General features: G+C 72.3%; 24 protein-coding genes and 1 pseudogene. 12 read left to right on the plus strand and 13 right to left on the minus strand.

The features are described from left to right. Positions 1-38: 38 nt before the first annotated feature. From BJ961_RS32790 to rsmI, 6 genes are all read right to left on the minus strand, one after another. Positions 39-935, minus strand: a complete 897-nt coding sequence (locus BJ961_RS32790) for a 4-(cytidine 5'-diphospho)-2-C-methyl-D-erythritol kinase (protein WP_271416388.1) — start codon at positions 933-935, stop codon at positions 39-41. Between the two features lie 7 nt (positions 936-942). Continuing rightward, on the minus strand, positions 943-1818 hold the full coding sequence (gene rsmA, locus BJ961_RS32795) for a 16S rRNA (adenine(1518)-N(6)/adenine(1519)-N(6))-dimethyltransferase RsmA (RefSeq protein ID WP_271416389.1): 876 nt from the start codon (positions 1816-1818) through the stop codon (positions 943-945). Positions 1819-1848: 30 nt separating this feature from the next. Beyond that, complete coding sequence (locus BJ961_RS32800; RefSeq protein WP_271416390.1) at positions 1849-3201, minus strand: resuscitation-promoting factor; 1353 nt, start codon at positions 3199-3201, stop codon at positions 1849-1851. 87 nt (positions 3202-3288) lie between these two features. Next, a complete protein-coding gene (locus BJ961_RS32805; RefSeq protein WP_271416391.1) occupies positions 3289-4179 on the minus strand; it encodes a TatD family hydrolase in 891 nt (296 codons plus the stop codon). Positions 4180-4228: 49 nt separating this feature from the next. Then, on the minus strand, positions 4229-4666 hold the full coding sequence (locus BJ961_RS32810; RefSeq protein ID WP_271416392.1) for a hypothetical protein: 438 nt from the start codon (positions 4664-4666) through the stop codon (positions 4229-4231). A gap of 211 nt (positions 4667-4877) precedes the next feature. Continuing rightward, a complete protein-coding gene (gene rsmI / locus BJ961_RS32815; protein ID WP_271416393.1) occupies positions 4878-5726 on the minus strand; it encodes a 16S rRNA (cytidine(1402)-2'-O)-methyltransferase in 849 nt (282 codons plus the stop codon). 96 nt (positions 5727-5822) lie between these two features. Between rsmI and BJ961_RS32820 the strand changes: the two genes are divergently transcribed. From BJ961_RS32820 to BJ961_RS36090, 4 genes and pseudogenes are all read left to right on the plus strand, one after another. Beyond that, positions 5823-7568, plus strand: a complete 1746-nt coding sequence (locus tag BJ961_RS32820; RefSeq protein WP_271416394.1) for a dolichyl-phosphate-mannose--protein mannosyltransferase — start codon at positions 5823-5825, stop codon at positions 7566-7568. Between the two features lie 46 nt (positions 7569-7614). Next, positions 7615-7978 (plus strand): annotated as a pseudogene (locus BJ961_RS32825) (transposase); the annotation flags it as partial. Between the two features lie 41 nt (positions 7979-8019). Continuing rightward, entirely contained in the window at positions 8020-8337 is a 318-nt protein-coding gene (locus BJ961_RS32830) for a hypothetical protein (RefSeq protein ID WP_271416395.1), read from the plus strand. A gap of 120 nt (positions 8338-8457) precedes the next feature. Next, positions 8458-8646 carry a hypothetical protein gene (locus tag BJ961_RS36090; RefSeq protein WP_328657798.1) on the plus strand — a complete coding sequence of 63 codons (189 nt, stop codon included), beginning with the start codon at positions 8458-8460 and terminating at the stop codon, positions 8644-8646. A 94-nt stretch (positions 8647-8740) separates the two neighbouring features. Here BJ961_RS36090 and BJ961_RS32840 read toward each other — a convergent pair whose 3' ends face one another. From BJ961_RS32840 to BJ961_RS32850, 3 genes are all read right to left on the minus strand, one after another. Beyond that, the gene (locus tag BJ961_RS32840) at positions 8741-9268 is read right to left on the minus strand and encodes a hypothetical protein (protein ID WP_333782096.1); all 528 of its coding nucleotides are present in this window, start codon (positions 9266-9268) and stop codon (positions 8741-8743) included. A gap of 126 nt (positions 9269-9394) precedes the next feature. Next, complete coding sequence (locus BJ961_RS32845; RefSeq protein ID WP_271416397.1) at positions 9395-10003, minus strand: ATP-binding protein; 609 nt, start codon at positions 10001-10003, stop codon at positions 9395-9397. A gap of 116 nt (positions 10004-10119) precedes the next feature. Beyond that, entirely contained in the window at positions 10120-10443 is a 324-nt protein-coding gene (locus BJ961_RS32850; RefSeq protein ID WP_271416398.1) for a hypothetical protein, read from the minus strand. 303 nt (positions 10444-10746) lie between these two features. On the opposite strand from BJ961_RS32850, the gene BJ961_RS32855 reads away from it, so the two are divergent. The 4 genes from BJ961_RS32855 to BJ961_RS32870 all read left to right on the plus strand — a co-directional run bounded on the left by BJ961_RS32855 (position 10747) and on the right by BJ961_RS32870 (position 15391). Further along, entirely contained in the window at positions 10747-11589 is an 843-nt protein-coding gene (locus BJ961_RS32855) for a helix-turn-helix domain-containing protein (protein WP_271416399.1), read from the plus strand. Next, positions 11586-11789, plus strand: coding sequence for a DUF397 domain-containing protein (locus BJ961_RS32860; RefSeq protein ID WP_328657803.1), 204 nt, complete (start codon positions 11586-11588; stop codon positions 11787-11789). The genes BJ961_RS32855 and BJ961_RS32860 overlap by 4 nt, the downstream gene beginning before the upstream one ends. Positions 11790-11957: 168 nt before the next feature. Then, entirely contained in the window at positions 11958-13583 is a 1626-nt protein-coding gene (locus tag BJ961_RS32865) for a penicillin-binding transpeptidase domain-containing protein (RefSeq protein ID WP_271416400.1), read from the plus strand. Between the two features lie 98 nt (positions 13584-13681). Then, positions 13682-15391, plus strand: a complete 1710-nt coding sequence (locus tag BJ961_RS32870) for a penicillin-binding transpeptidase domain-containing protein (RefSeq protein WP_271416401.1) — start codon at positions 13682-13684, stop codon at positions 15389-15391. Between the two features lie 25 nt (positions 15392-15416). Here BJ961_RS32870 and BJ961_RS32875 read toward each other — a convergent pair whose 3' ends face one another. Beyond that, positions 15417-15806, minus strand: coding sequence for an SsgA family sporulation/cell division regulator (locus tag BJ961_RS32875; RefSeq protein WP_271416402.1), 390 nt, complete (start codon positions 15804-15806; stop codon positions 15417-15419). Positions 15807-15985: 179 nt separating this feature from the next. Here BJ961_RS32875 and BJ961_RS32880 point away from each other — a divergent pair, with 179 nt between their 5' ends. The 4 genes from BJ961_RS32880 (at position 15986) to BJ961_RS32895 (ending at position 19881) form a co-directional block, all read left to right on the plus strand. Continuing rightward, a complete protein-coding gene (locus BJ961_RS32880) occupies positions 15986-17086 on the plus strand; it encodes an energy-coupling factor ABC transporter permease (protein ID WP_271416403.1) in 1101 nt (366 codons plus the stop codon). A gap of 1 nt (position 17087) precedes the next feature. After that, positions 17088-17849 (plus strand): cobalt ECF transporter T component CbiQ, encoded by a 762-nt coding sequence (gene cbiQ / locus BJ961_RS32885; protein ID WP_271416404.1) that lies wholly within the window; start codon positions 17088-17090, stop codon positions 17847-17849. Further along, on the plus strand, positions 17846-18604 hold the full coding sequence (locus tag BJ961_RS32890; protein WP_271416405.1) for an energy-coupling factor ABC transporter ATP-binding protein: 759 nt from the start codon (positions 17846-17848) through the stop codon (positions 18602-18604). Before cbiQ ends, BJ961_RS32890 begins: the two co-directional genes overlap by 4 nt. A 71-nt stretch (positions 18605-18675) precedes the next feature. Continuing rightward, positions 18676-19881, plus strand: a complete 1206-nt coding sequence (locus tag BJ961_RS32895; RefSeq protein ID WP_271417244.1) for a serine hydrolase domain-containing protein — start codon at positions 18676-18678, stop codon at positions 19879-19881. A 6-nt stretch (positions 19882-19887) separates the two neighbouring features. Here the strand turns inward: BJ961_RS32895 and BJ961_RS32900 are convergent, their stop codons facing one another. The 3 genes from BJ961_RS32900 to BJ961_RS32910 are packed head-to-tail and all read right to left on the minus strand — an operon-like array spanning position 19888 to position 21574. Further along, positions 19888-20163: a DUF1876 domain-containing protein gene (locus BJ961_RS32900; RefSeq protein ID WP_271416406.1), complete on the minus strand. Its 276-nt coding sequence runs from the start codon at positions 20161-20163 to the stop codon at positions 19888-19890. A 56-nt stretch (positions 20164-20219) separates the two neighbouring features. Beyond that, positions 20220-21065, minus strand: a complete 846-nt coding sequence (locus BJ961_RS32905; protein WP_271416407.1) for a DMT family transporter — start codon at positions 21063-21065, stop codon at positions 20220-20222. Next, on the minus strand, positions 21062-21574 hold the full coding sequence (locus tag BJ961_RS32910; RefSeq protein ID WP_271416408.1) for a YbaK/EbsC family protein: 513 nt from the start codon (positions 21572-21574) through the stop codon (positions 21062-21064). The genes BJ961_RS32905 and BJ961_RS32910 overlap by 4 nt, the downstream gene beginning before the upstream one ends. Between the last annotated feature and the right edge of the window lie 106 nt (positions 21575-21680).

A 21680-nucleotide genomic window follows, 5' to 3' on the forward strand; every position in this document is an offset into this window, starting at 1 on the left:
CCTACGCGCCGACCGGCATTCATCACGAGCCGAGCCCCTCAGACCACCGTCGCACCCGCCGCCGCCCCCACCGCCGTGCGCACGTCCCGGCAGGTCCCCGACGCCCGCAGCACGCCCGCGATGTCGGACGCGGACTTGGCGTCGGTCGCGAGGAACGCCGTCGTCGGGCCCGAGCCCGAGACCAGGGCCGCCAGCGCGCCCGCCGCCCGGCCCGCCGCGAGGGTGTCGGACAGTTCGGGGAAGAGGGAGAGCGCGGCGGGCTGGAGGTCGTTGGTGAGCGCCACGGCGAGCGCGGTGGCGTCGCCCTTCGCGAGGGCGTCGAGCACCGCCTGGTCGGCGACCGGTTCCGGGATGTCCAGGTCCGCGCCGAGCCGGTCGAACTCGCGGAAGACGGCCGGTGTCGACAGTCCCCGCGCGGCCAGTGCGAACACCCAGTGGAAGTCGCCGCCCACCTCCAGTTCCGCCAGCCGCTCCCCCCGCCCCGTGCCCAGTGCCGCCCCGCCGACCAGGCTGAACGGCACGTCGCTGCCCAGCTCGGCGCAGATCTCCAGCAGCTCCTCGCGGGAGGCGCCGGTGCCCCACAGCGCGTCGCAGGCGAGCAGCGCGCCGGCACCGTCCGCGCTGCCGCCCGCCATGCCCCCGGCGACGGGGATGTCCTTGGCGATGTGGAGGTGGACGGCGGGTTCGCGGCCGTACCGCGCGGCCAGTGCCTCGGCCGCGCGGGCCGCGAGGTTGGTGCGGTCCAGGGGGACCTGGTCGGCGTCCGGCCCCTCGCAGGTGACGCGGAGCCCGTCGGTGGCCGGGGTGGCGGTGACCTCGTCGTACAGGGAGACGGCGAGGAAGACGTTGGCCAGGTCGTGGAAGCCGTCGGGGCGGGCGGCGCCGACCGCGAGCTGGACGTTGACCTTGGCGGGGACGCGGACCGTCACGCTCACTTGCTCGTCACTCCTCGTGCTGGGCGGTACGACGCTCGGCGATACGCGCGAACTCTTCCACGGTCAGCGCCTCTCCGCGCGCCTGCGGCGACACGCCCGCGCCGACGAGGGCGGCCTCGGCGGCCGCGGCCGACCCGGCCCACCCGGCGAGGGCGGCCCGCAGGGTCTTGCGGCGCTGGGCGAACGCGGCGTCGACGACGGCGAAGACCTCGCGCCTGGACGCGGTCGTCCTGACCGGTTCGGTCCGCCGGACGAGTGACACGAGGCCGCTGTCGACGTTCGGGGCGGGCCAGAAGACGTTGCGGCCGATGGAACCGGCGCGGCGGACCTCCGCGTACCAGTTGGCCTTCACGGACGGGACGCCGTACACCTTCGAGCCGGGGCCGGCGGCGAGCCGGTCGGCGACCTCGGCCTGCACCATGACGAGGGTGCGCTCGATGCTCGGGAAGGTTTCGAGCATGTGGAGGAGGACGGGCACCGCCACGTTGTACGGGAGGTTCGCGACCAGCGCGGTCGGGGCCGGGCCCGGGAGTTCGCCCACGTGCATCGCGTCGGAGTGCACGAGCGCGAACCGGTCGGCGCGTTCGGGCATGCGGGCGGCGACGGTGGCGGGCAGGGCGCCGGCGAGTACGTCGTCGATCTCGACGGCGGTGACCCGGTCGGCGGCCTCGAGCAGGGCCAGGGTGAGCGAGCCGAGGCCCGGTCCCACCTCGACCACCACGTCGTCGGGGCGTACCTCGGCGGTGCGGACGATTCGGCGGACCGTGTTCGCGTCGATGACGAAGTTCTGGCCGCGCTGCTTGGTGGGGCGTACGCCGAGGGCTGCCGCGAGTTCACGGACGTCGGCGGGGCCCAGGAGGGCGTCGGGGGTGGGGCTGCTCACCCGGCAAGGGTAGCCGGGGGCGGGACGGCCTCATCCCCGCAGCCGGGCGCCGCAGTGCGGCCAGGCGTCGGCGCCGCCGCGTACGTACAGCTTCTGCGCCCGGTACGTCTGCTCCGCGGCCGAGGCGTCCTGGGGGCGGCCCTCGCCGCCGAGGGCGTGCCAGGTGGCGGTGTCGAACTGGTAGAGCCCGCCGTACGTCCCCGACGGGTCGACCGCGTCCGGGCGGCCGCCGGACTCGCAGGCGGCCAGGGCCTGCCAGTTCAGGTGGTCGGTGCCCTGGACGGAGACGGGCCGCGGGCGGGTGCCGACGCGTACGAGCCGCGGGCTGGGCTCGCGCACCACCTCGCTGCGCAGGCGGCGCGGCTTCTGCCGGACGCCGTTGACGGTGCGCAGGGCGTAGGTGGTGCGTCGCAGTCCGGGCCGGCCGGCCTGCTGGACCTCCTCCGTGCCCCGGTAGAGGGAGGCGTCCTCGGTCCGTCGTACGTCGAAGGGGATCGGGTCCTCGCGGACCTCCTGGGAGCCGGTGATCCGCAGGACGGTGACGGTCTGTCCGTCGCGCGGGAAGCCGGTCGCGGGGACGGAGGTGGTGTCCTCGCCGTGCAGGGTGACGCCGGCCTCCTCGACGGCCTCGCCCACGGTCGCGGCGTTGGTGCGGACCGTGCGGGCCCGGCCGTCCGCCATGACGGTCACCACCCGCTCGGTGCGCACGACCAGCGCCAGGCCCTCGCGGCCGATGCGCCGGGAGCCCTCGGTGGACAGGTGGGCGCCCTGCGTCCGCACGCCGAGCTGCCGCAGCGCCCCCTCCACGGTCTCGGCGGTCGTCCAGACCTGGCGCCGGTGGCCGTCGAGGGTGAGCAGCAGGGGGCGCCCGTAGTGGACGGTGATGTCCTCGCCGGTGGTCAGCGGGGTGCCGGGGGCGGGTGCGACCACGTCGTGGGCGCCGACCTGGACGCCTTCCTCGGCGAGCAGTTCGGTGACGTCGTCGGCGAAGGTGTGCAGCGTGCGCGGGGTGCCGTCGACGGTCAGCTCGACGGCCTTGTCCTTGACGACGAAGGCGGTGGTGCCGCCCGCGAGGAAGGCCACGACCAGCGCCCGCGGGAGCAGTCGGCGCAGCGGGGCGTCCCCGCGCCCCGCGCCCCGCGTCCGGCGCCGGCGCCCGGCCGCCCGTCCGTCACCCGGCGCGCTGACCGGCGGCGCCTGCGATGCGGGGCCCTGCCGGGGCAGGGCGGGCACGGTCGGCTCGTGGACGGGCGGTGCGGGCCGGTACGTGTCGCCGTACGAGACGCCGTACGTGTCGCCGTACGGCAGGGTGGGCGCGCTGTGCACGTCGTACGGGGCGGCGTATCCGTACGCCGCCGAGGGCTCGAACTGCGTTGTGCTCACGCCGACACGCTCCAGGGGTCCGGATCGGGCCCCCAGAACCTAGCGGAGTGCCCGTCACTCTCCCAAGCGACGCGGCTACGCAGCGTGTCAGTAGCCGAAGGCGCGGGCCGTGTTCGCGGCGAGGGCGCTCGCCAGGGTGTCCTCGTCGACGCCCCGTACGTCCGCCATGGCGCGCACCGTGACCGGCACGAGGTAGGGCGCGTTCGGCCGGCCCCGGTGGGGCGCCGGGGTCAAAAACGGCGCGTCGGTCTCCACCAGCACCAGCTCGGGCGGGGCCACGGCGAGGGCGTCGCGCAGGTTCTGGGCGTTCTTGAAGGTAACGTTGCCCGCGAAGGACATGTAGTACCCGGCGCCCGCGCAGATCTCGGCCATCTCGGCGTCGCCGGAGTAGCAGTGGAAGACGGTGCGCTCGGGGGCGCCCTCCTCCTTGAGGACGCGCAGGACGTCGGCGTGGGCCTCGCGGTCGTGGATGACGAGGGTCTTGCCGTGCCGCTTGGCGATCTCGATGTGGGCGCGGAAGGACCGCTCCTGTGCCGCCATGCCCTCGGGGCCGGTGCGGAAGTGGTCGAGGCCGGTCTCTCCGACGCCCTTGACCTGCGGGAGTGCCGCGAGCCGGTCGATCTCCGCGAGGGCGTCGTCGAGCGCCGCGTCGCCGCCGGGCTGCCGTGCCCCCTGCCTCGACCACCCGTCGGGGTCGCCGTGCACGATGCGCGGCGCCTCGTTGGGATGCAGGGCGACGGTGGCGTGGACGGCCTCGTACGCGGCGGCGGTCTCGGCGGCCCACCGGGAACCCGCGAGGTCGCAGCCGACCTGGACGACGGTCGTGACGCCGACCGACGCGGCCTTGGCGAGCGCCTCGTCCACCGTGCCGGACTGCATGTCGAGGTGGGTGTGCGAGTCGGCGACCGGCACCCGGAGGGGCTCGGGGAGCGGGGGCGCGTCGTTCTTGTCGGACCGGCCCGAGGCGTTCGAAGACATGCCCCGATCCTACGAAAGCCGGTCCCGGGTCCGGCGCGTCCCCGAGGGGTCAGCTCGCCCTGCGGTGGAGGTGCAGCGCGTGCAGCAGGTCGGACAGGTGCCAGTGCCGGTGCCCGGCGTCGAGCCCCGGCGCTCCCGGCCCCGGCTCCTCGGGCACCTGCGGCACCTCCAGGGGCCCGGCGGGCGGCACCCGGTGGACGCCGTGCGAGGCCCCGCGCACGGAGGCGACCCGCCCCGGGCGCATGATCCGGACGACGTGGTTGTCGCAGGTGGGACACGTCGGCCGGGTCAGTGGGGAGGGCACGACGCGGCCGTCCGCCACGTAGCGCACGCACTCGGTCCCGTCGGCGTCCCGGTAGTGCTCGATCTCGAACGACTGCTCCCAGCCGTGCCCGCAGCGCATGCAGGCGAAGGAGTACGACTCGTGGACGACGGCGGTGGCGCCGGCACGCGTTCCGGTACGCGCGCCGCTCTCGCTCATGCTCATCCCGGCTCCTTCGGTTCGTTCGGCTCCTTCCTCCAGTGGACTCCTCCACGGGCGGGAAAGCACCGGGTGCGGCCGAGTATTTGAGTCGATTTGGGGTGCCCTTGGCCCAAGGCCCGCGAGGCCCGGCGGGGGACAAAGGACAGGTCAGGAGCGGGTCAAGGGAGAGGCGCGGCCGGGAGGCGGCGGGCCGGGGAGCGGGTGCGGCCGGCCGTCAGGCCCCCGCGTTCTTGGCCGCGACCACCGCGTCGAACACCTCCCGCTTGGGCACGCCCACCTGGGCGGCCACCGCGGCGATGGCTTCCTTGCGCCGCTCGCCCGCCTCCTCGCGTGCCCGTACCCTGCGCACCAGCTCCTCGGCGCCGACCTCCTCGGGTCCCTTGTCCGGCGCCCCCTCGACGACGACGGTGATCTCGCCGCGCACCCCGTCGGCGGCCCACTCGGCCAGTTCGCCGAGGCCACCGCGCCTGACCTCCTCGTAGGTCTTGGTCAGCTCCCGGCACACGGCGGCCCGCCGGTCGGCGCCGAAGACCTCTGCCATCGCGGCGAGGGTGTCCTCGACGCGGTGCGTGGACTCGAAGTACACGAGTGTCCGGCGCTCCCCGGCGACCTCGCGCAGCCGGGTCAGGCGCTCGCCGGCCTTGCGGGGCAGGAAGCCCTCGAAGCAGAACCGGTCGACGGGCAGCCCGGACAGGGCGAGCGCGGTGAGCACGGCGGAGGGCCCGGGGACGGCGGTGACGCGGACGCCGCGCTCGACGGCGGCGGCGACCAGCCGGTAGCCGGGGTCGGACACCGAGGGCATCCCGGCGTCGGTGACGAGCAGCACCCGGGCGCCGCCGACCAGCTCCTCCACCAGCTCGGGCGTACGGGCGGACTCGTTGCCCTCGAAGTACGACACGACACGCCCCGCGGGTGCGACGCCGAGCGCCTGGGCGAGCCGGCGCAGCCGCCGGGTGTCCTCGGCGGCGACGACGTCCGCACCGGCCAGTTCGGCGGCGAGCCGGGGCGGGGCGTCCTGGACGTCGCCGATGGGGGTGCCCGCCAGTACAAGGGTTCCAGTCACGCACCCATCCTCCCAGGCGTCCCCCGAGGGGGACGTATCCGGACCGGTGGGGCCCATGCGCGGGACGTGCACAGCGCGGTTCCCTACGATGGCGCGGTGACCAGTACCGCGTCCTCCACGGACACCCGGCAGGGCCAGGCCCCGCACGACGAGCGGCCCGCCTGGCAGCAGCGGCTGCGCCGCTTCGGCTACACGGCGGGGCCCGCGGCCGGTGACGTCCGCGACCGGCTGGTGCCGCCGTACGCGAGCCCGAGCCCGCGCCTGTGGGCCTTCCTGGGCCTGTCGAAGCCGCTCACCGACCGGATCCCGCGCTGGTCGGCGTGGGGCGGGCCGCTGCTGGTGGCGCTGCTCGCGGGCGTACTGCGGTTCTGGAACCTGGGCAGCCCGAAGGCGGTGATATTCGACGAGACGTACTACGCCAAGGACGCGTGGGCGCTGATCCACCGCGGTTTCGAGGTCAACTGGGACAAGAACGCCAACGACCTGATCCTGAACTCGGGCGGCGACGTCCCGATCCCGGCCGACGCGGCGTACGTCGTGCACCCGCCGGTCGGCAAGTACGTCATCGGCCTGGGCGAGCAGATGTTCGGCTTCGACCCGTTCGGCTGGCGCTTCATGACGGCGCTGCTCGGCACGCTGTCGGTGCTGCTGCTGTGCCGGATCGGCCGCCGGCTGTTCCGCTCCACGTTCCTGGGGTGCCTGGCGGGCGCGCTGATGGCCCTGGACGGCCTGCACTTCGTGATGAGCCGCACCGCGCTGCTGGACAGCGTGCTGATGTTCTTCGTGCTGGCCGCGTTCGGCTGCCTGGTCGTCGACCGCGACAGAGCGCGGGCCCGGCTCGCCGCCGCGCTCCCGGTGGACGAGGACGGCCGCGCCCGCCCGGACGCGCACGTGGCGGGGACCCTGCGCCTCGGGTGGCGCCCCTGGCGTCTGGCGGCGGGCCTGATGCTGGGACTGGCGGCGGCCACCAAGTGGAACGGCCTCTACATCATGGCGGCCTTCTGTGTGATGGCCGTCCTGTGGGACGTCGGCTCCCGCCGCGTCGCGGGCGCCCGCCGCCCCTACCTCGCGGTGCTGCGGTACGACCTGGGCTGGGCCTTCCTCTCGACGGTCCCGGTGGCGCTGGCGACGTACGTCCTGTCCTGGCTGGGCTGGATCCTCTCCCCCTCGGACGGCACCGGCGGCTACTACCGCGACTGGGCGGTGAAGGACGGCGCGAACAGCTCCTGGTCGTGGCTCTTCCCCGACTGGTGGCGCAGCCTGTGGCACTACGAGACCCAGGTCCTCGAATTCCACACCCACCTCACTTCGCCGCACACGTACCAGTCCAACCCGTGGAGCTGGATCGTCCTGGGCCGCCCGGTCTCCTACTTCTACGAGTCCCCGTCGGCGGGCTCGGACGGCTGCCCGGTCGACGCGGGCGAGAAGTGCGCCCGCGAGGTACTGGCGCTGGGCACCCCTCTCCTCTGGTGGGTGGGCTGCTTCGCCCTGCTGTACGTCCTGTGGCGCTGGTTCTTCCGCCGCGACTGGCGCGCGGGCGCCATCGCCTGCGGCGTCGCGGCCGGCTACCTCCCCTGGTTCCTGTACCAGGAGCGCACGATCTTCATCTTCTACGCCGTCGTCTTCGTCCCGTTCCTCTGCCTCGCGGTGGCGATGCTCCTCGGGGCGATCATCGGCCGCCCGGGCTGCACGGACACCCGCCGCGTCGCGGGCGCGACGGGAGCGGGCGTCCTGGTGCTCCTCATCGCGTGGAACTTCATCTACTTCTGGCCCCTGTACACGGGCACGGCGATCCCGATGGAGGAGTGGAGATCGCGGATGTGGCTGGATACGTGGGTCTAGCTGGGCAGATCCGTCATGGAGGCACGGCGGCACACCGTGCCCCCATGTCTCCGGCGCCAACGTGCACGACAGCCAGGCCCTGGTCCTGCTCGTGAAGGGCATACCGCCCATCCGGTCCCGCCGAGGTCCTCGTCGACGTAAGCCCAGCAAGCTCCACGCCGACAAGGGCTAAGACTATCGCCAGCTGCGGAAATGGCTGCCCCAGCGCGGCATCCGACCCCGCATCGCACGCAAGGGCGTCGAGACCTCACCGGGACTTGGGCGACACCGTTTTGACCATCGAACGGACCATGGCATGACTCGCCGGCTGCCGACGACTCCACCGCCGTTATGAGCGCAAGGCCGAGCACTCCCTCGCCTTCACGAGCATCGCCTGCACCCTCATCTGCTACCGCCGCATGAGCTCCTGAACACACGCCGCAGACAATGCCTCATGCAGGAGTATGGCCAGATGATCAGATCCGAGCAGATCCAGAACGCAGCCCTTCTCTGGCAGGAACACCACGATGCCGAGTTCCCCGCCAACCTACGAGGCGTCGAGGTCGAAGACATTGACATGGTGCTGCTCGATGCGGACACCGCAGGATGCGCCTCCACGTGGATCAACAACGGCGGCACCCTCGATCCCCAACGTAGGCGCATCCTCCAAACCTGTGTCGAAAACCTGGGCCGAGTGATTCCGCAGATCAGCGACCCATCAGGCCATCAGTACTACCAGCGCTTGCACAAACTTGCCCTGCTTGTTTCAGGTGCCCTCGACACCAAATGAGATGGCCTCTAAAGGGGATGATCGCCCGGCGGGCCGGCGGCCGAATGCACCTGACGCTGCCACCTGTACAAGGACCAGCAGCAGCTCCGCTTCGACCAGCACGAGCGCCCCTACCGTGTGGTGGACGCCCTCCGGCTGGAGAGTCTGCTGCGGCAGCTCATCGCCGAGGACAGCTTCCCTCTCCTCGGCGACACAGAATGGGTGGGCCGCGCCGTGGCGCGTCTGACCGGCGGAAAGAACAGCTGGATCACGGACCGTGCGCTGCGCCAGGTGGCGACGGAGGGCATGGCCGCGACTACTGGCCTCTGAAGTCCGCCGTCGCCCCACGGCGTTTCCGGCGGACCGGCGGGGACATGTGGGTCCCGCCGTGCGGTCACGTCGCGAGGACATGGCGGGACTCGCGTCACCCCTCGTGTCCACGCGACCGATGCCGCTTCGCGTAGGACCAGGTAACCGCACTCATCAGCGCGGGGATGGCGAACAGCGGGGCAAAGGCGAGTGCCCAGACGGTCTGTGCCGTGCCGCTCGACAGGTACGTCTGGCTTTCGGCGGTGAAGGCGACCACGAGTTGCCACAGTGCCACCAGGACCAGGACACCCGAGGCGGTCCACGCCAGCGGGGCGAGGACCCCGGGGCGCAGCGGCCGCCACCGGTCGCTGACGAGCAGCAGCGGGAAGAGCGCGGCCAGTTCGGCGAGGACGGAGAGACCGACGACGTAGGCGATGCCCCAGCCCGGGATGTCGTAGACGTCGCGCAGCACCTGCTCGCTGTAGCCCACGGGGACACCGGCCGCCATGGCGATGCGCCACAGGCCGGACGGGACGGCGCACAGCGCGACGGCGTGGGCGGCGCGGCGAGCCCAGACGGGCGCGGGGGCGGGGGCCGGTCCGAGGGCGGGGAGAGGAGCGGTCGCTGTCGTCATGGCGTCCATGCTGGCCCTGGACCTGCTGGCCGCGCTTCGTCCGCTGCGGCGGACCGTGTCCGCCTCGCGGGTGAGACGGCACGCCCTGAAGGAGGACCTGAGCAGGATCCTGTCACCCGGCTGCGGAGGACACCGCTACGACGTGGCCTCGATGGCGACCTCGGCCCAGACCGTCAGCCCTCCGCCGCTTCGTCGTGTTCCCCAACGGGTGGCCAGCGCGTCGGTGATCAGCAGGCCTCGCCCGCCCTCGCACTCCGCCTCGGATCCACCCGCCGACGGGGAGGCCACCGGCGTACCGCCACTGCGACCGTCGTCGGTCACGCCCACCGTGGCGGTGCCAGTGGTGAGGGCGCAAGTGATCGCCACAGTCGGACTGTCCGTGTGCTCCAGGGCGTTGGCCACCAGTTCGCCCGTGATGGCCACGAGATCGTCCGTCGTGCCCGCCGGCAGACTCCACGACCGGCACGTGTCACGGACGTAGTGCCGTGCGGTACGGGCGGAGGCGAGGTCCCTGCCGGGGAGCGTGAGCATGCCGTACGCGCGGAGTGCCGGTGGGGTTTCGTGCACCGGGCACGGGCCCGCTTCCCTGAGGCGTAAGCCCCGGGACTCGGCGATGAGCAGGGCGTCCGAGAGTGCGTCCGCCAACTGGTCGGTCAGGAGGTGGAGTTCTCCGTCCTCCGACGGCTGCTCCTTCAGCGTTTCCCGTACTCGGCCGAGCAGCCGTTCGCCCAAGCCGAGTTGCACCGCTTCCATACGGTCGGCGAGCCGGGAGACCGGCCCGTTTCCGTCCGTGAGGAGCAGGGCGGTACGGCCTTGAGTGTCGGAGCACGGCAGGATCCGTACGCTGCCCGTCCCGCCGCTCACGATGTCGCCGCCGGGTAGGCGTGGATGTCACGAGAGTCCAGGTCGACGCCGTACGTGGCGCACCACAGGATGTCGCGACGCAGCCGCTGGATTCGGGCCTTCTCGTCGCGTTCGTAGGCAGTGAGGTAGGGGCGGACCAGGCGTGTGCCGGTGCCGTCGATGGGCTCGTTCCAGCAGCGAACGGTGTGGGCAGGCCATGACGGCTGCGGTGCGTGCTCGTACGCCGAGGACGGCCTGTGGAGCACAGGCGGCTGTTGCCAGGCGGGGGGCCTGCGAAACGAGCTCAGCCAGTCGGCGAGTTGTGAGATCAGTCGTCGCACGGTGACTCCCTGAAGGGGTTGAGCCGGTAAGAGCTGATGCGCACACAAGGAGTGCCGCTCATGGGGCCGCCCCTGGCGGCACTCGTTGCGCTTGCCAAGGACGATGCCATTGAAATTCAATGGTCGACACTCAATCACCCAATGATCCCTCGACAGGGTGAACTTGAAGAGGTCAGCACCAGCCGCTCGCGGGCTACGTACGCTCTCCCTGACCGCGCTCTCCTACAGGGGAGCGGAGATGTCGAAGACCGAGTAGGAGACGAGATGGCGACCTCGCGGGGATCAGCGGGTCCCGCAGGACGGATGCAGATCGCCCGTGGGCTCAAGGCGCTCCGCACCGGCGCCCAACTGACGCAGTCCGAAGTGGCGAAGCGTGCGGGGGTCTCCGTCGGGACGGTCAATCGATACGAGACCTGGCAGGACCGGGCCAGGCTCAGGATCCCCACGGTGAAGGCGATTGCAGACTCCTGCGGTGCCACGGCGGATGAACTCGAGACCCTGGTCGACTTGGTCCGCAATCAGGAGAACGGCTGGTGGATGGAGCATCCGGCCGTACCCGAAGTCATGGACCCGCTGATGTCCTTCGAGGATGTTGCCGAGTACGAGCACGTCTTCGCCAACGCGCTGGTACCAGGGCTGTTGCAGACTCCGCGCTACGCGCTGGCCCTGCACGAGGCTCAGGGAGTGCGCACCGAGGCCCAGGTGATCGCGAGCAAAGTGGACGCGCGCATCAGGCGGCAGGCGATTCTGGAGCGCAGTCCGGCGCTTCACCTGTGGGTGGTACTCGACGATGCCGTCCTCAGGCGGCATGTCGGCGGCGCGGCTGTGATGAGTGAGCAGATCGACCATCTGATCGCCATGGCGGACCGCCCCAACGTGGACATCCAGATTCTTCGATTCTCGGCGGGCGCGCATGCAGCCGGCTCAGGGGGCCACTTCCTGCTCTTGGGCCGCGACGACGAACGCGATCCGCTGAGCAGCATGAACGTGGTCTACCTGGAACTGCACAGACGGGGTCTGTATCTCGACGAACCCACCGATGTCCACAACTACAAAATCATGTTTGACTACCTGCGATCGCAAGCAGCCGACACCTCGACCAGCCTCGACCTGCTGGCCGCAGCCCGACGGGAGTTCACTCCGTGAACGAGAGGCAGCCCACGCCCTACCTCATAACGGCACGCTGGCACAAGAGCAGTTACAGCGCAGCGAACAACGAATGCGTCGAAGTAGCCCACGACGCCGCACACGTGAACATACGCGACTCGAAAGCTTCAGGTCATCATGGCCTCACCGTGAGCGCCGACGCATTCACGTCGTTCGTCACGGGCTTGAAAGGCCAGTAGTTCGGTCGCGTCGAGGTGGTCTCCGCATCGCACCCCCCGGTCTCCTTTAGGCCACCAATCGGAAACAGTCGTACCGCCTGTCACCCCCTGCGCATAGAGTGCACGTACAACTACTTCTGAACGCGTTCAAGAAGGCGGGCGGAAGGTCTGACGGGGAGGGGACTGCCGATGGGCAGGGGGGTGAAGGTCGCCGTCATAGGCGGGGTGTTCGCCGTGATGGTGGGCGGTGCCGGGTACGGCGCCTACAACGTGGTGTCGGCGCTGGACGGGGGCGGCGGGTCCTCCGGGTCGGAGGCCAAGAGCGGGCCGCCGGACAAGGACGAGGTCGCGGAGACCAGCGAGAAGTTCTTCACGGCCTGGGAGAAGGGCGACGCGACGACCGCCGCGGGCTACACGAACAACGCCTCCGTCGCCACGACGCTGCTGACCGCCTACGGCGATGACGCGCACATCACCGGCGTCGAGATCACGCCGGGCACGGCGACCGGCACCTCCGTGCCGTTCACCGTGAAGGCGAAGGTGTCGTACGAGGGGACGACCAAGCCGCTCAGCTACAAGAGCACGCTCACCGTGGTCCGCGGGGAGACCAGCGGGCGCGCGCTGGTGGACTGGGCGCCGTCCGTCGTCCACCCGGACCTGAAGGCCGGGGACACCCTGGTCACCGAGGAGTCGGCGACCCCGCAGATCCAGGCCGTGGGGCGGGACGGTGCCGTCCTCACGAAGGAGAAGTACCCCTCCCTCGGGCCGGTCCTCGCCACGCTGCGGGAACGGTACGGCTCCACGGCGGGCGGCACCCCCGGCGTCGAGCTGGCGGTCCGGCACACGGTCGCGAACGCGCCCGACACCCCGCTGCTCACGCTGACCGAGGGCGAGCCCGGGAAGCTGAGGACGACGCTCAGCGCGAGCGTGCAGGCGGCGGCCGAGAAGGCGGTGAAGCGCTACGGCGAGTCCTCCGTGGTCGCCGTGAAGCCCAGCACCGGTGAAGTGCTGGCCGTGGCGAACAACCGCCGGGACGGATTCAACGCCGCCTTCCAGGGGCGGGTCGCCCCCGGCTCCACCATGAAGATCATCACCGCGGCCATGCTCATCGACAACGGCGTGACCTCGATGAGCGGCCCGGCCCCCTGCCCGGACACGGCGACCTGGCAGAGCCAGACCTTCAAGAACCTCACCGGCATGAAGCCCGACCCGGGCGCCACCCTGGCCAACACCTTCATGCGCTCCTGCAACACCGGCTTCATCAAGCTCATCGACGAGAAGCCGCTCACCGACTCCTCGCTGACCCAGGAGGCCGAGGAGCGCTTCGGGCTCGGGCAGGACAACTGGCAGACCGGCATCGTCTCCTTCGACGGCCGTGTCCCCGCCTCCGGCGGTCCGGACCGCGCGGCCAACGCGATCGGGCAGGGCCAGGTCCAGATGAACCCGCTGAACATGGCCTCGGTGACCGCGACCGCCGTCACCGGCGAGTTCCGCCAGCCCTACCTGGTCCCCTTCGACCTGGACGGCCGGGAGCCCGCCACCGCCAAGGGGCTGCCGCAGGGCACCGTCACCCAGCTCAAGCAGATGATGCGGCTCACCGCCACCCAGGGCACCGCCACGGCCCCCATGTCCGGACTCGGCGGCGACATCGGCGCCAAGACCGGCTCGGCCGAGGTCGACGGGGAGGCGGTCTCCGACAGTTGGTTCACCGGCTTCCGCAACGACATCGCGGCGGCGTCCATGGTCGAGGGGGGCGGCCACGGCGGCGACGCGGCCGGCCCGATCGTCGCAGACGTGCTACGAGTCGGCGGCTGACGCAGACCGGCGGCCGCGGATGCCCTTACTGTGGTCGCCGTTGCGGTCGCCGTCGCGCACCGCGTCCGGCACTGGAAGGCACCGAGGAACGGGACACCGTGGGCAGCAGAAGGGCCGCCGCCGAGCGGCGCAGGACGAGACCCGCCGTGATCGGCAGCGTGGCCGCGGTGGTCGTGGCCGGTGCCGGGTTCGGTGCCTACGCGATGTACGGCGGCGGCGAGACCGGCGACGACAACGCGCGCACGAAGTCCGCGGCGGCCGCGGAGAAGGTGAAGTCGGGCCCGCTGACGGCGGCCGAGGTCACCTCCACCGCCCAGCGGTTCCTGACCGCCTGGCAGCAGGGCGACGTGGCCGGTGCCGCCGCCGCGACCGACGACGCCGAGGCCGCGAAGGCCCTGCTCACCGGCTACACCAAGGACGCCCGCGTCCAGGACGCCACCTTCACCGCGGGCACCCCGGCCGGGGAGAAGGTCCCCTTCTCCGTCAAGGCCACCGTCGCCTACGAGAAGGCGACCGCGCCGCTGGCGTACGACAGCGCGCTGACCGTCGTCCGCCGGGACGGCGACGGCGAGCCCCGCGTCGACTGGCACGCCGCCGTCGTGCACCCGGAGTTGCGGGACGGGGACAAGCTGGTCACCGGGAAGGCCGGGGATCCGCCGGTCAAGGCGCTGGACCGGAACGGCGGGGAGATCACCGCCGCGAAGTACCCGTCCCTCGGCACCGTTCTGGACGGGCTGCGCGACAAGTACGGCAAGAAGTCCGGCGGCACCCCCGGCGTCGAACTGCGCGCGGTGCGCGGCGAGTCGGCCGGTGACGGCAAGGACGGCAAGGGTTCCAAGGAGTCCGGCGCCGGCGAAGTCGCCGACAAGACGCTGCTGGAGCTGAGCAAGGGCACGCCCGGCACGCTGAGGACCACGCTCGACCCCGCCCTCCAGGCCGCCGCCGAGAAGCAGGTGGACGGCAGGAAGGGGGCGTCGGTGGTACTGCTGCGCGCCTCCACGGGCGAGGTCCTCGCGGTCGCCAACGGCGGGCACGGCTTCAACACGGCCTTCCTCGGCTCACTCGCCCCCGGCTCCACCATGAAGGTCGTCACCGCCTCGATGCTGCTCGAGAAGGACCTGGCGTCCGTGAACGAGAAGCACCCGTGCCCGAAGTACTTCAGCTACGGCGGCTGGAAGTTCCAGAACGACGACGAGTTCGAGATCAAGGACGGCACCTTCAAGGCGAGTTTCGCCCGCTCCTGCAACACCGCCTTCATCAGCCAGGCCCCGAAGCTGAAGGACGACGACCTGACCAGGCAGGCGAAGCAGGTGTTCGGCCTGTCGATGAACAACTGGACGGTCGGCGTGCCCACCTTCGACGGCCGGGTTCCGGTGCAGAGCAAGGCGCAGATGGGCGCCTCCCTCATCGGCCAGGGCGGCGTGCGGATGAACCCGCTGAACATGGCGTCCGTGTCGGCGACCGTGAGGTCGGGCAGCTTCCACCAGCCGTACCTGGTCGCCCCGTCGGTCGACGGGCGGGCGCTGGCCACGGCCTCCCGCACGATGTCCGGCGAGACGCTCGGTGCGCTGCGCGAGCTGATGTCCTACACGGCGGCGTACGGCACCGCCGCGGAGGCGATGGCCGGGGTGAGCGGTGACGTCGGCGCCAAGACCGGCTCGGCGGAGGTCGACGGCCAGGAGAAGCCCAACGGCTGGTTCACGGCCTACCGGGGCGACCTGGCCGCGGCGGGCGTGGTGCAGCAGGGCGGGCACGGCGGAGACACCGCGGGCCCGATCGTCGCGGCGCTGCTGAAGGCGGCCGGCTGACCCTCCCGTACGGGCGGCCGGTGGCTCAGTGGGCCACCGGCTGTGCGGCCGCCCGGTAGGTGCGGCGCAGGAAGCGGATGAGCGCCTTGGTCTCGAACTGGACCACCGAGCAGCCCTGCGGGGAGTGGAACTCGACGACGGCCTGCACCCGCCCGCACGGCCACACCCGCACCTCGCCGCTTCCGGCGGGCGCGCGCAGCCCCTGTTCCAGCAGCTCCCGCGAGAAGGTCCACTCGCGGGACCGGGAGCGGGAGTCCGCGCCACCGCCCGGTCCGGGGAGGGCGACACACACCGACCGCGGGTCGTGGTCGGGGTCGTAGCGCAGGACGACGGGTATCGCTCCGCCGCCGTCCTGGTCGGGGAGGTCCGCGTCCGTCAGGATGTGGGCCCGCGCGTACTGCTCGACTACGGACATCGGATCGCCCCTTACGCTCTGCCACCTTCGCGGAACCGCTGCGTCCACCCCCACTCCAATGTCCCATATTTCCCGGCTCACGCCCCGCGAGGCGAATACCACATGTGAGATCGGCGTATACCTCTCAGCCTTTACCTCGCTCTTGCGAACGAGTTGCAACTGGTCTCTATCATCGAACCGTGCATGTACCTGACGGATTCATCAACGCCCCGACCTCCGCCGTGGCCGGAGTCGTCGCCGCCGGCGCCATCGCGGTCAGCCTGCGCGGCGCGCGCCGTGAGCTGGGGGGCACCTCCCGCTCGAGCGCAGCCGAGAGTGGGGGAGAGCGGACCGCGCCCCTGGCGGGTCTGGTCGCGGCGTTCGTCTTCGCGGTGCAGATGCTGAACTTCCCGGTCGCGGCCGGGACCAGCGGGCATCTGCTGGGCGGTGCCCTGGCCGCCATCCTCGTGGGGCCCTTCACCGGGGTCCTGTGTGTCTCCGTCGTCCTGCTCATGCAGGGCATCCTCTTCGCCGACGGCGGTCTGACCGCGCTCGGCGTCAACATCACCGACATGGCGATCGTCACCACGGTCGTCGCCTACGCCCTCTTCCGGGGCCTGGTGAAGGTCCTGCCGCGCACCCGCCGCTCGGTCACCGTCGCCTCCTTCGTCGCCGCGCTGGTCTCCGTCCCGGCCGCCGCCCTCGCCTTCACGCTGCTGTACTGGATCGGCGGCACCACCGACGTCTCCATCGGCAAGGTCGCCACCGCGATGATCGGCGTGCACGTGCTGATCGGCATCGGCGAGGCGGCGATCACCGCGCTGACCGTCGGCGCGGTCATCGCCGTACGCCCCGACCTGGTGTACGGGGCGCGCGGGCTGCGGCAGAAGCTCAAGCTGCGGGTGAACGGCGAACTGGTCGACGCCCCCGACGCTTCCGGCACCACGGCCTCCCCCGCGCCCGTCGCCGCCCGCTCGCACCGCAAGGTCTGGATCACCGGCCTCGTCGCCTCCCTGGTCCTCGCGGGCTTCGTCAGCTTCTACGCCTCGGCCGACCCCGACGGCCTGGAGAAGGTCGCCACCGACAAGGGCATCGACGAGAAGGCGAAGGAGCACGCGAACGCCGACTCCCCGCTCGCCGACTACGGCGTCGAGGACATCACCGACCCCCGCGTCTCCGGCGGCCTCGCCGGAGTGATCGGCGTCGGCGTCACCGTCGTCGCGGGCAGCGCCGTCTTCTGGGCGGTGCGCAGACGCCGCACCGACGACGCGTCGCCGACCAGCACGGAAACGACCCTCTGACGTGGGCGCCGGCCACGCCCATCGGCTCTACCGGCACGGCCACTCCCCCGTGCACGGCCTGCCGCCGCACACCAAACTCGCCGCGACGCTCGCCTTCGTGGTCGTCGTGGTGTCGACGCCGCGCGAGGCGATGTGGGCCTTCGGCCTGTACGCGCTGCTGCTCGCGGCGGTGGCCTACGCGGCGCGCGTCCCGGCGGGCCTCCTGCTCAAGCGGCTGCTGATCGAGGTGCCGTTCGTCGCGTTCGCGGTGCTCATGCCGTTCGTGGCGGAGGGCGAGCGGGTCGACGTCCTCGGCATGTCCCTGAGCGTCAGCGGCCTGTGGGGCGCCTGGAACGTCCTGGCCAAGGGCACCGTGGGCGTCGCCGCCTCCGTGCTCCTGGCGTCCACGACCGAACTGCGCGCGCTGCTGCTGGGCCTGCAGCGCCTGAGGCTGCCGCCGCTGCTGGTCCAGATCGCGTCGTTCATGATCCGCTACGGCGACGTGATCGCGGACGAGATGCGGCGGATGCGGATCGCCCGGGAGTCCCGGGGCTTCGAGGCGAAGGGCGTACGGCACTGGGGCGTGCTCGCCAAGTCGGCGGGGGCGCTGTTCATCCGCACCTACGAGCGCGGCGAACGCGTCCACCTGGCCATGGTCAGCCGCGGGTACGCCGGTTCGATGCCGGTGATCGACGAGGTGACCGCGGGCCGGGCGCAGTGGTCGTCCGCGCTGGCCCTCCCGTGTGCGGCGCTGGTCGTGTGTCTGCTGGGATGGACGCTATGACAGCCACCCCGGCCTCCCTCGACGTCTCCGGACTCGCCTTCGCCTACCCCGACGGGCACCAGGCGCTGTTCGGCGTGGACTTCTCCGTCGCCCGCGGCGAGCGGGTCGCGCTGCTCGGGCCGAACGGCGCGGGCAAGACCACCCTCGTCCTCCACCTCAACGGCATCCTGACCGGCGGCACCGGTACCGTCACGGTCGCCGGACTGCCGGTCGGCAAGGCGCACATGGCGGAGATCAGACGCCGGGTCGGCATCGTCTTCCAGGACCCCGACGACCAGCTCTTCATGCCGACCGTGCGCGAGGACGTGGCGTTCGGACCGGCGGCGGCCGGGGTGAAGGGGGCGGAGCTGGAGGCCTGCGTGGACCGGGCGCTCACGCTCGTCGGCATGGCGGAGTTCAAGGACCGCCCCCCGCACCACCTCTCCTTCGGCCAGCGGCGCCGGGTGGCGGTGGCGACCGTGCTCGCGATGGAGCCGGAGATCCTGGTCCTGGACGAGCCCTCCTCCAACCTGGACCCGGCCTCCCGCCGCGAACTCGCCGACATCCTGCGCGCCCTGGACGTCACGGTCCTGATGGTCACCCACGACCTGCCCTACGCCCTGGAGCTGTGCCCCCGCGCGCTGATCCTCAGCGACGGCGTGATCGCGGCGGACGGTCCGACGGCACGGCTGCTGTCGGACGACGCCCTGATGCGCGCCCACCGCCTGGAGCTGCCCTTCGGTTTCGACCCGCGGTCGGTGTCGGCGAGCGGGTGAGGAATGGTGGGCGGCCGGTGGCGGTTGCATCGACTGTCGCGAGGGGCCGGAAGGGGCGTACAGAGGTGAGCGTGGACGTGCACGGCACGGTGGCCGAGGGCTTCGAGCCGGTGAGGGACGCGTTCGTACGGAATTTCACCGTGCGCGGCGACCGGGGTGCGGCCGTCGCCGTCTACCGGGACGGGCGCAAGGTCGTCGACCTGTGGGGCGGGACCAGGGACGTCGACGACGCGGACGGCGCCGAGCCGTGGCGCCGGGGCACCGCCCAGGTGGTCCGCTCGGCGACCAAGGGCGTCGCCGCGGCCGTACCGCTGCTGCTGCACCGGCGCGGGGAGCTGGACCTGGACGCGCCGGTCGGCGAGTACTGGCCGGAGTTCAAGGCGCACGGCAAGGAGCGGGTGCTGGTCCGGCACGTGCTGAACCACCGGGCCGGGCTGCCGGTCCTGGACCGTCCGCTCACCCCCGAGGAGGCCCTCGACCCGGCGCGGGGCGCCGCGGCCGTCGCCGCCCAGGCGCCCGTGTGGGAGCCGGGCACCGACCACGGCTACCACGCGCTGACGTACGGCTGGCTGCTCGACGAGCTGGTCCGCCGGGTGAGCGGCGGGCGGGGCGCCGGGCAGTGGATCGCCGACGAGATCGCGAGGCCGCTGGGCCTGGACCTGTGGGTGGGGCTGCCCGCGGCCGAGGAGGCGGCCGGCCGGGCCGGTCGCGTCGGGCGCCTGGAGGAGCCCGATCCGTCGGCACCCGGGCAGGGCCCGCGGCTGCGCCCCAAGCGTGCGGTCACCGAGGCGTACGCGGACCCGGACTCCCTCACCCGCCGCACCTTCGCCGCGATCACCCCGTTCCCCGACCAGAACGACCCGGCGTACCGGGCCGCCGCCCTTCCCGCAGCCAACGGCATCGCGACGGCCGACGCCCTGGCCCGCTTCTACGCGGCGCTGATCGGCGAGGTCGACGGCGTGACGCGCGGCATGCGGCTCTTCGACGCGGCGACCATGGAGCTGGCCCGCGCCGAGGAGTCCGCCGGTCCCGACCGGGTCCTGGTCGTGGCCACCCGGTTCGGCCTCGGGTACATGCTGCACGGCAGCGCGTCGCCGTTCCTGTCGCCCGGTTCCTTCGGCCACCCGGGCCGCGGCGGCTCCCTCGGCTTCGCCGACCCGGAGGCCGGGATCGCCTTCGGCTATGTCACCAACGGCTTCCGCAGGAGCGTGACGGCGGACCCGCGGGCGCAGGCGCTGGTACGGGCGGTGCGCGCGTCGGCGGCCCGTACCGGCTGAGACGTGTCAGACGTGGATGGGGTGTGAGGTCCTCCCCGACGCCGCGTCGATCTCGTCGTGGGCCTTGGTGAGCAGCCGCATCGCCAGCTCGTTCAACGCGCGGGCCCCCGCGACCTCCTCGCCGACCCGTGGCTGCCGGGAGTCGACCCGGTGGCGGCTGGCCTGGCCGTGCGCGCGGACCTCGCTGCCGTCGGGCAGCCGCACCATCGCGACCGCCCGCGTGTGCTGGTCGTCCTCCGTGAACTCCAGCTCGACATGCCATCCCACTGTGGTGTGCGTCATGACGATCACCTCCGGAACATTCCCTTCCAGGGTGCGCCCGACCACCGCGGTACGCATCACCCCGTGTGCAGCATCAGCCCGATCCCGACCACCAGGAGGCCCGCCGCCGCGATCCTGGGTGCGCCGAACCGTTCCTTGAAGAAGACGGCCCCTATGGCGGCGCCGACCAGGATGGACGACTCGCGCAGGGCGGCGATGGGCGCGAGTTCGGCGCGGGTCTGCGCCCAGAGGACCAGGGCGTACGCGGCGACGGACAGTGCCGCGCCGAGCAGTCCGAGACGGGCGTGGGGCCGCAGCAGCGTCCAGGATCCGGCGCGGTGCCGGTACAGGAAGCAGAGGGGCAGGACCGTCCCCTGTACGGCCATCAGCCAGGCGATGTAGCCGAGGGAGGATCCGGAGGCGCGTACGCCGAGGCCGTCGACGACCGTGTACGCGGCGATGGTCACGCCGGTCGCCAGGGCGGCGCCGATGGCCGCCCAGTCGGGCCGGCGCCCGCGCAGCCCCCACAGGGCGACGCCGGTCAGTCCCGCGCAGGAGACCAGGATGCCGCCGGCCGCCCAGCCGTCCGGCACCTCGTGGGCGAAGACGGCGGCGAGGACGGTGACCAGCAGCGGGGCGCTGCCGCGGGCGATCGGGTAGGCCTGGCCGAAGTCGCCCAGCCGGAAGGACCGCATCAGCAGGGCGTAGTAGGCGATGTGGATGGCGGCGGAGACCAGCAGGTACGGCCACGCCCCGGCCGCCGGGAACGCCGTGAACGGCAGCAGCGCGAGCCCGATGAGCAGCCCGCCGCCGGAGATCAGCGCGAACCCGGTGAGCTTGTCGGTGATGCCGTGGGCGATGGCGTTCCAGCTGGCGTGGGTGACCGCCGCGAGCAGGACGGCGGCGGTGACCAGCGGGGTCACTCGGAGCGCTCGCGCACGTCCACGAGGGTGGCGCCGGCGGTGGCGACGAGGTCCTCGGGACCCATCGGGAAGACGGCGTACGGGGTGCCGGCGGCGGCCCACACGACCTCGTGGGCGAGCAGCGACCGGTCGGCGAGGACCCGGGTCCTGCTGCGGTGCCCGAAGGGCGGCACCCCGCCGATCGCGTATCCGGTGGTCTCCCGTACGACGTCGGCCTTGGCCCGGGTGACCTTCCCCGCGCCGAGTTCCTCGCGGACCCGGTCCAGGTCGACGCGGGAGGCGCCGTCCATGAGGACCAGGACGGGCACGCCGTCGGCGGCGAAGATGAGCGACTTGCAGATCTGGCTCAGCTCGCACCCGACGGCGGCGGCGGCCTCGGTGGCGGTGCGGGTGGCCTCCGGGAAGCGCCGGGCCTGTCCGGCCAGGTCACCGAGGCCGAGTTCGCTCAGGGCGGCGGCGAACCGGGGGTGGGCGGCGGAGGGCTGGGAGGCGTCGTCGGTCGTCGTCATGGACGGCACGGTAGCGGTCCGCGCGGGCCCCGGGCGACCGGGTTGCGGAGCCCCTGAACAGGGAGAAGCCGGTGAGGGCAGCCCCGTCCCCACGGAACCCTCACCG

Source organism: Streptomyces lienomycini (assembly GCF_027947595.1).
In the GTDB taxonomy this organism is placed as follows: Bacteria; Actinomycetota; Actinomycetes; order Streptomycetales; family Streptomycetaceae; genus Streptomyces; species Streptomyces lienomycini.

Excerpts from the sequence above, each read along its gene's own strand:
- BJ961_RS32855 (WP_271416399.1), top strand. The coding sequence starts at position 10,747 with ATGCAGATCGCCCGTGGGCTCAAGGCGCTCCGCACCGGCGCCCAACTG.
- BJ961_RS32910 (WP_271416408.1), bottom strand. The coding sequence starts at position 21,574 with ATGACGACGACCGACGACGCCTCCCAGCCCTCCGCCGCCCACCCCCGG.
- BJ961_RS32875 (WP_271416402.1), bottom strand. The coding sequence starts at position 15,806 with ATGTCCGTAGTCGAGCAGTACGCGCGGGCCCACATCCTGACGGACGCG.
- BJ961_RS32830 (WP_271416395.1), top strand. The coding sequence starts at position 8,020 with ATGATCAGATCCGAGCAGATCCAGAACGCAGCCCTTCTCTGGCAGGAA.
- BJ961_RS32805 (WP_271416391.1), bottom strand. The coding sequence starts at position 4,179 with ATGTCTTCGAACGCCTCGGGCCGGTCCGACAAGAACGACGCGCCCCCG.
- BJ961_RS32810 (WP_271416392.1), bottom strand. The coding sequence starts at position 4,666 with ATGAGCATGAGCGAGAGCGGCGCGCGTACCGGAACGCGTGCCGGCGCC.
- BJ961_RS32890 (WP_271416405.1), top strand. The coding sequence starts at position 17,846 with ATGACAGCCACCCCGGCCTCCCTCGACGTCTCCGGACTCGCCTTCGCC.
- BJ961_RS32865 (WP_271416400.1), top strand. The coding sequence starts at position 11,958 with ATGGGCAGGGGGGTGAAGGTCGCCGTCATAGGCGGGGTGTTCGCCGTG.
- BJ961_RS32900 (WP_271416406.1), bottom strand. The coding sequence starts at position 20,163 with ATGACGCACACCACAGTGGGATGGCATGTCGAGCTGGAGTTCACGGAG.
- BJ961_RS32840 (WP_333782096.1), bottom strand. The coding sequence starts at position 9,268 with ATGGACGCCATGACGACAGCGACCGCTCCTCTCCCCGCCCTCGGACCG.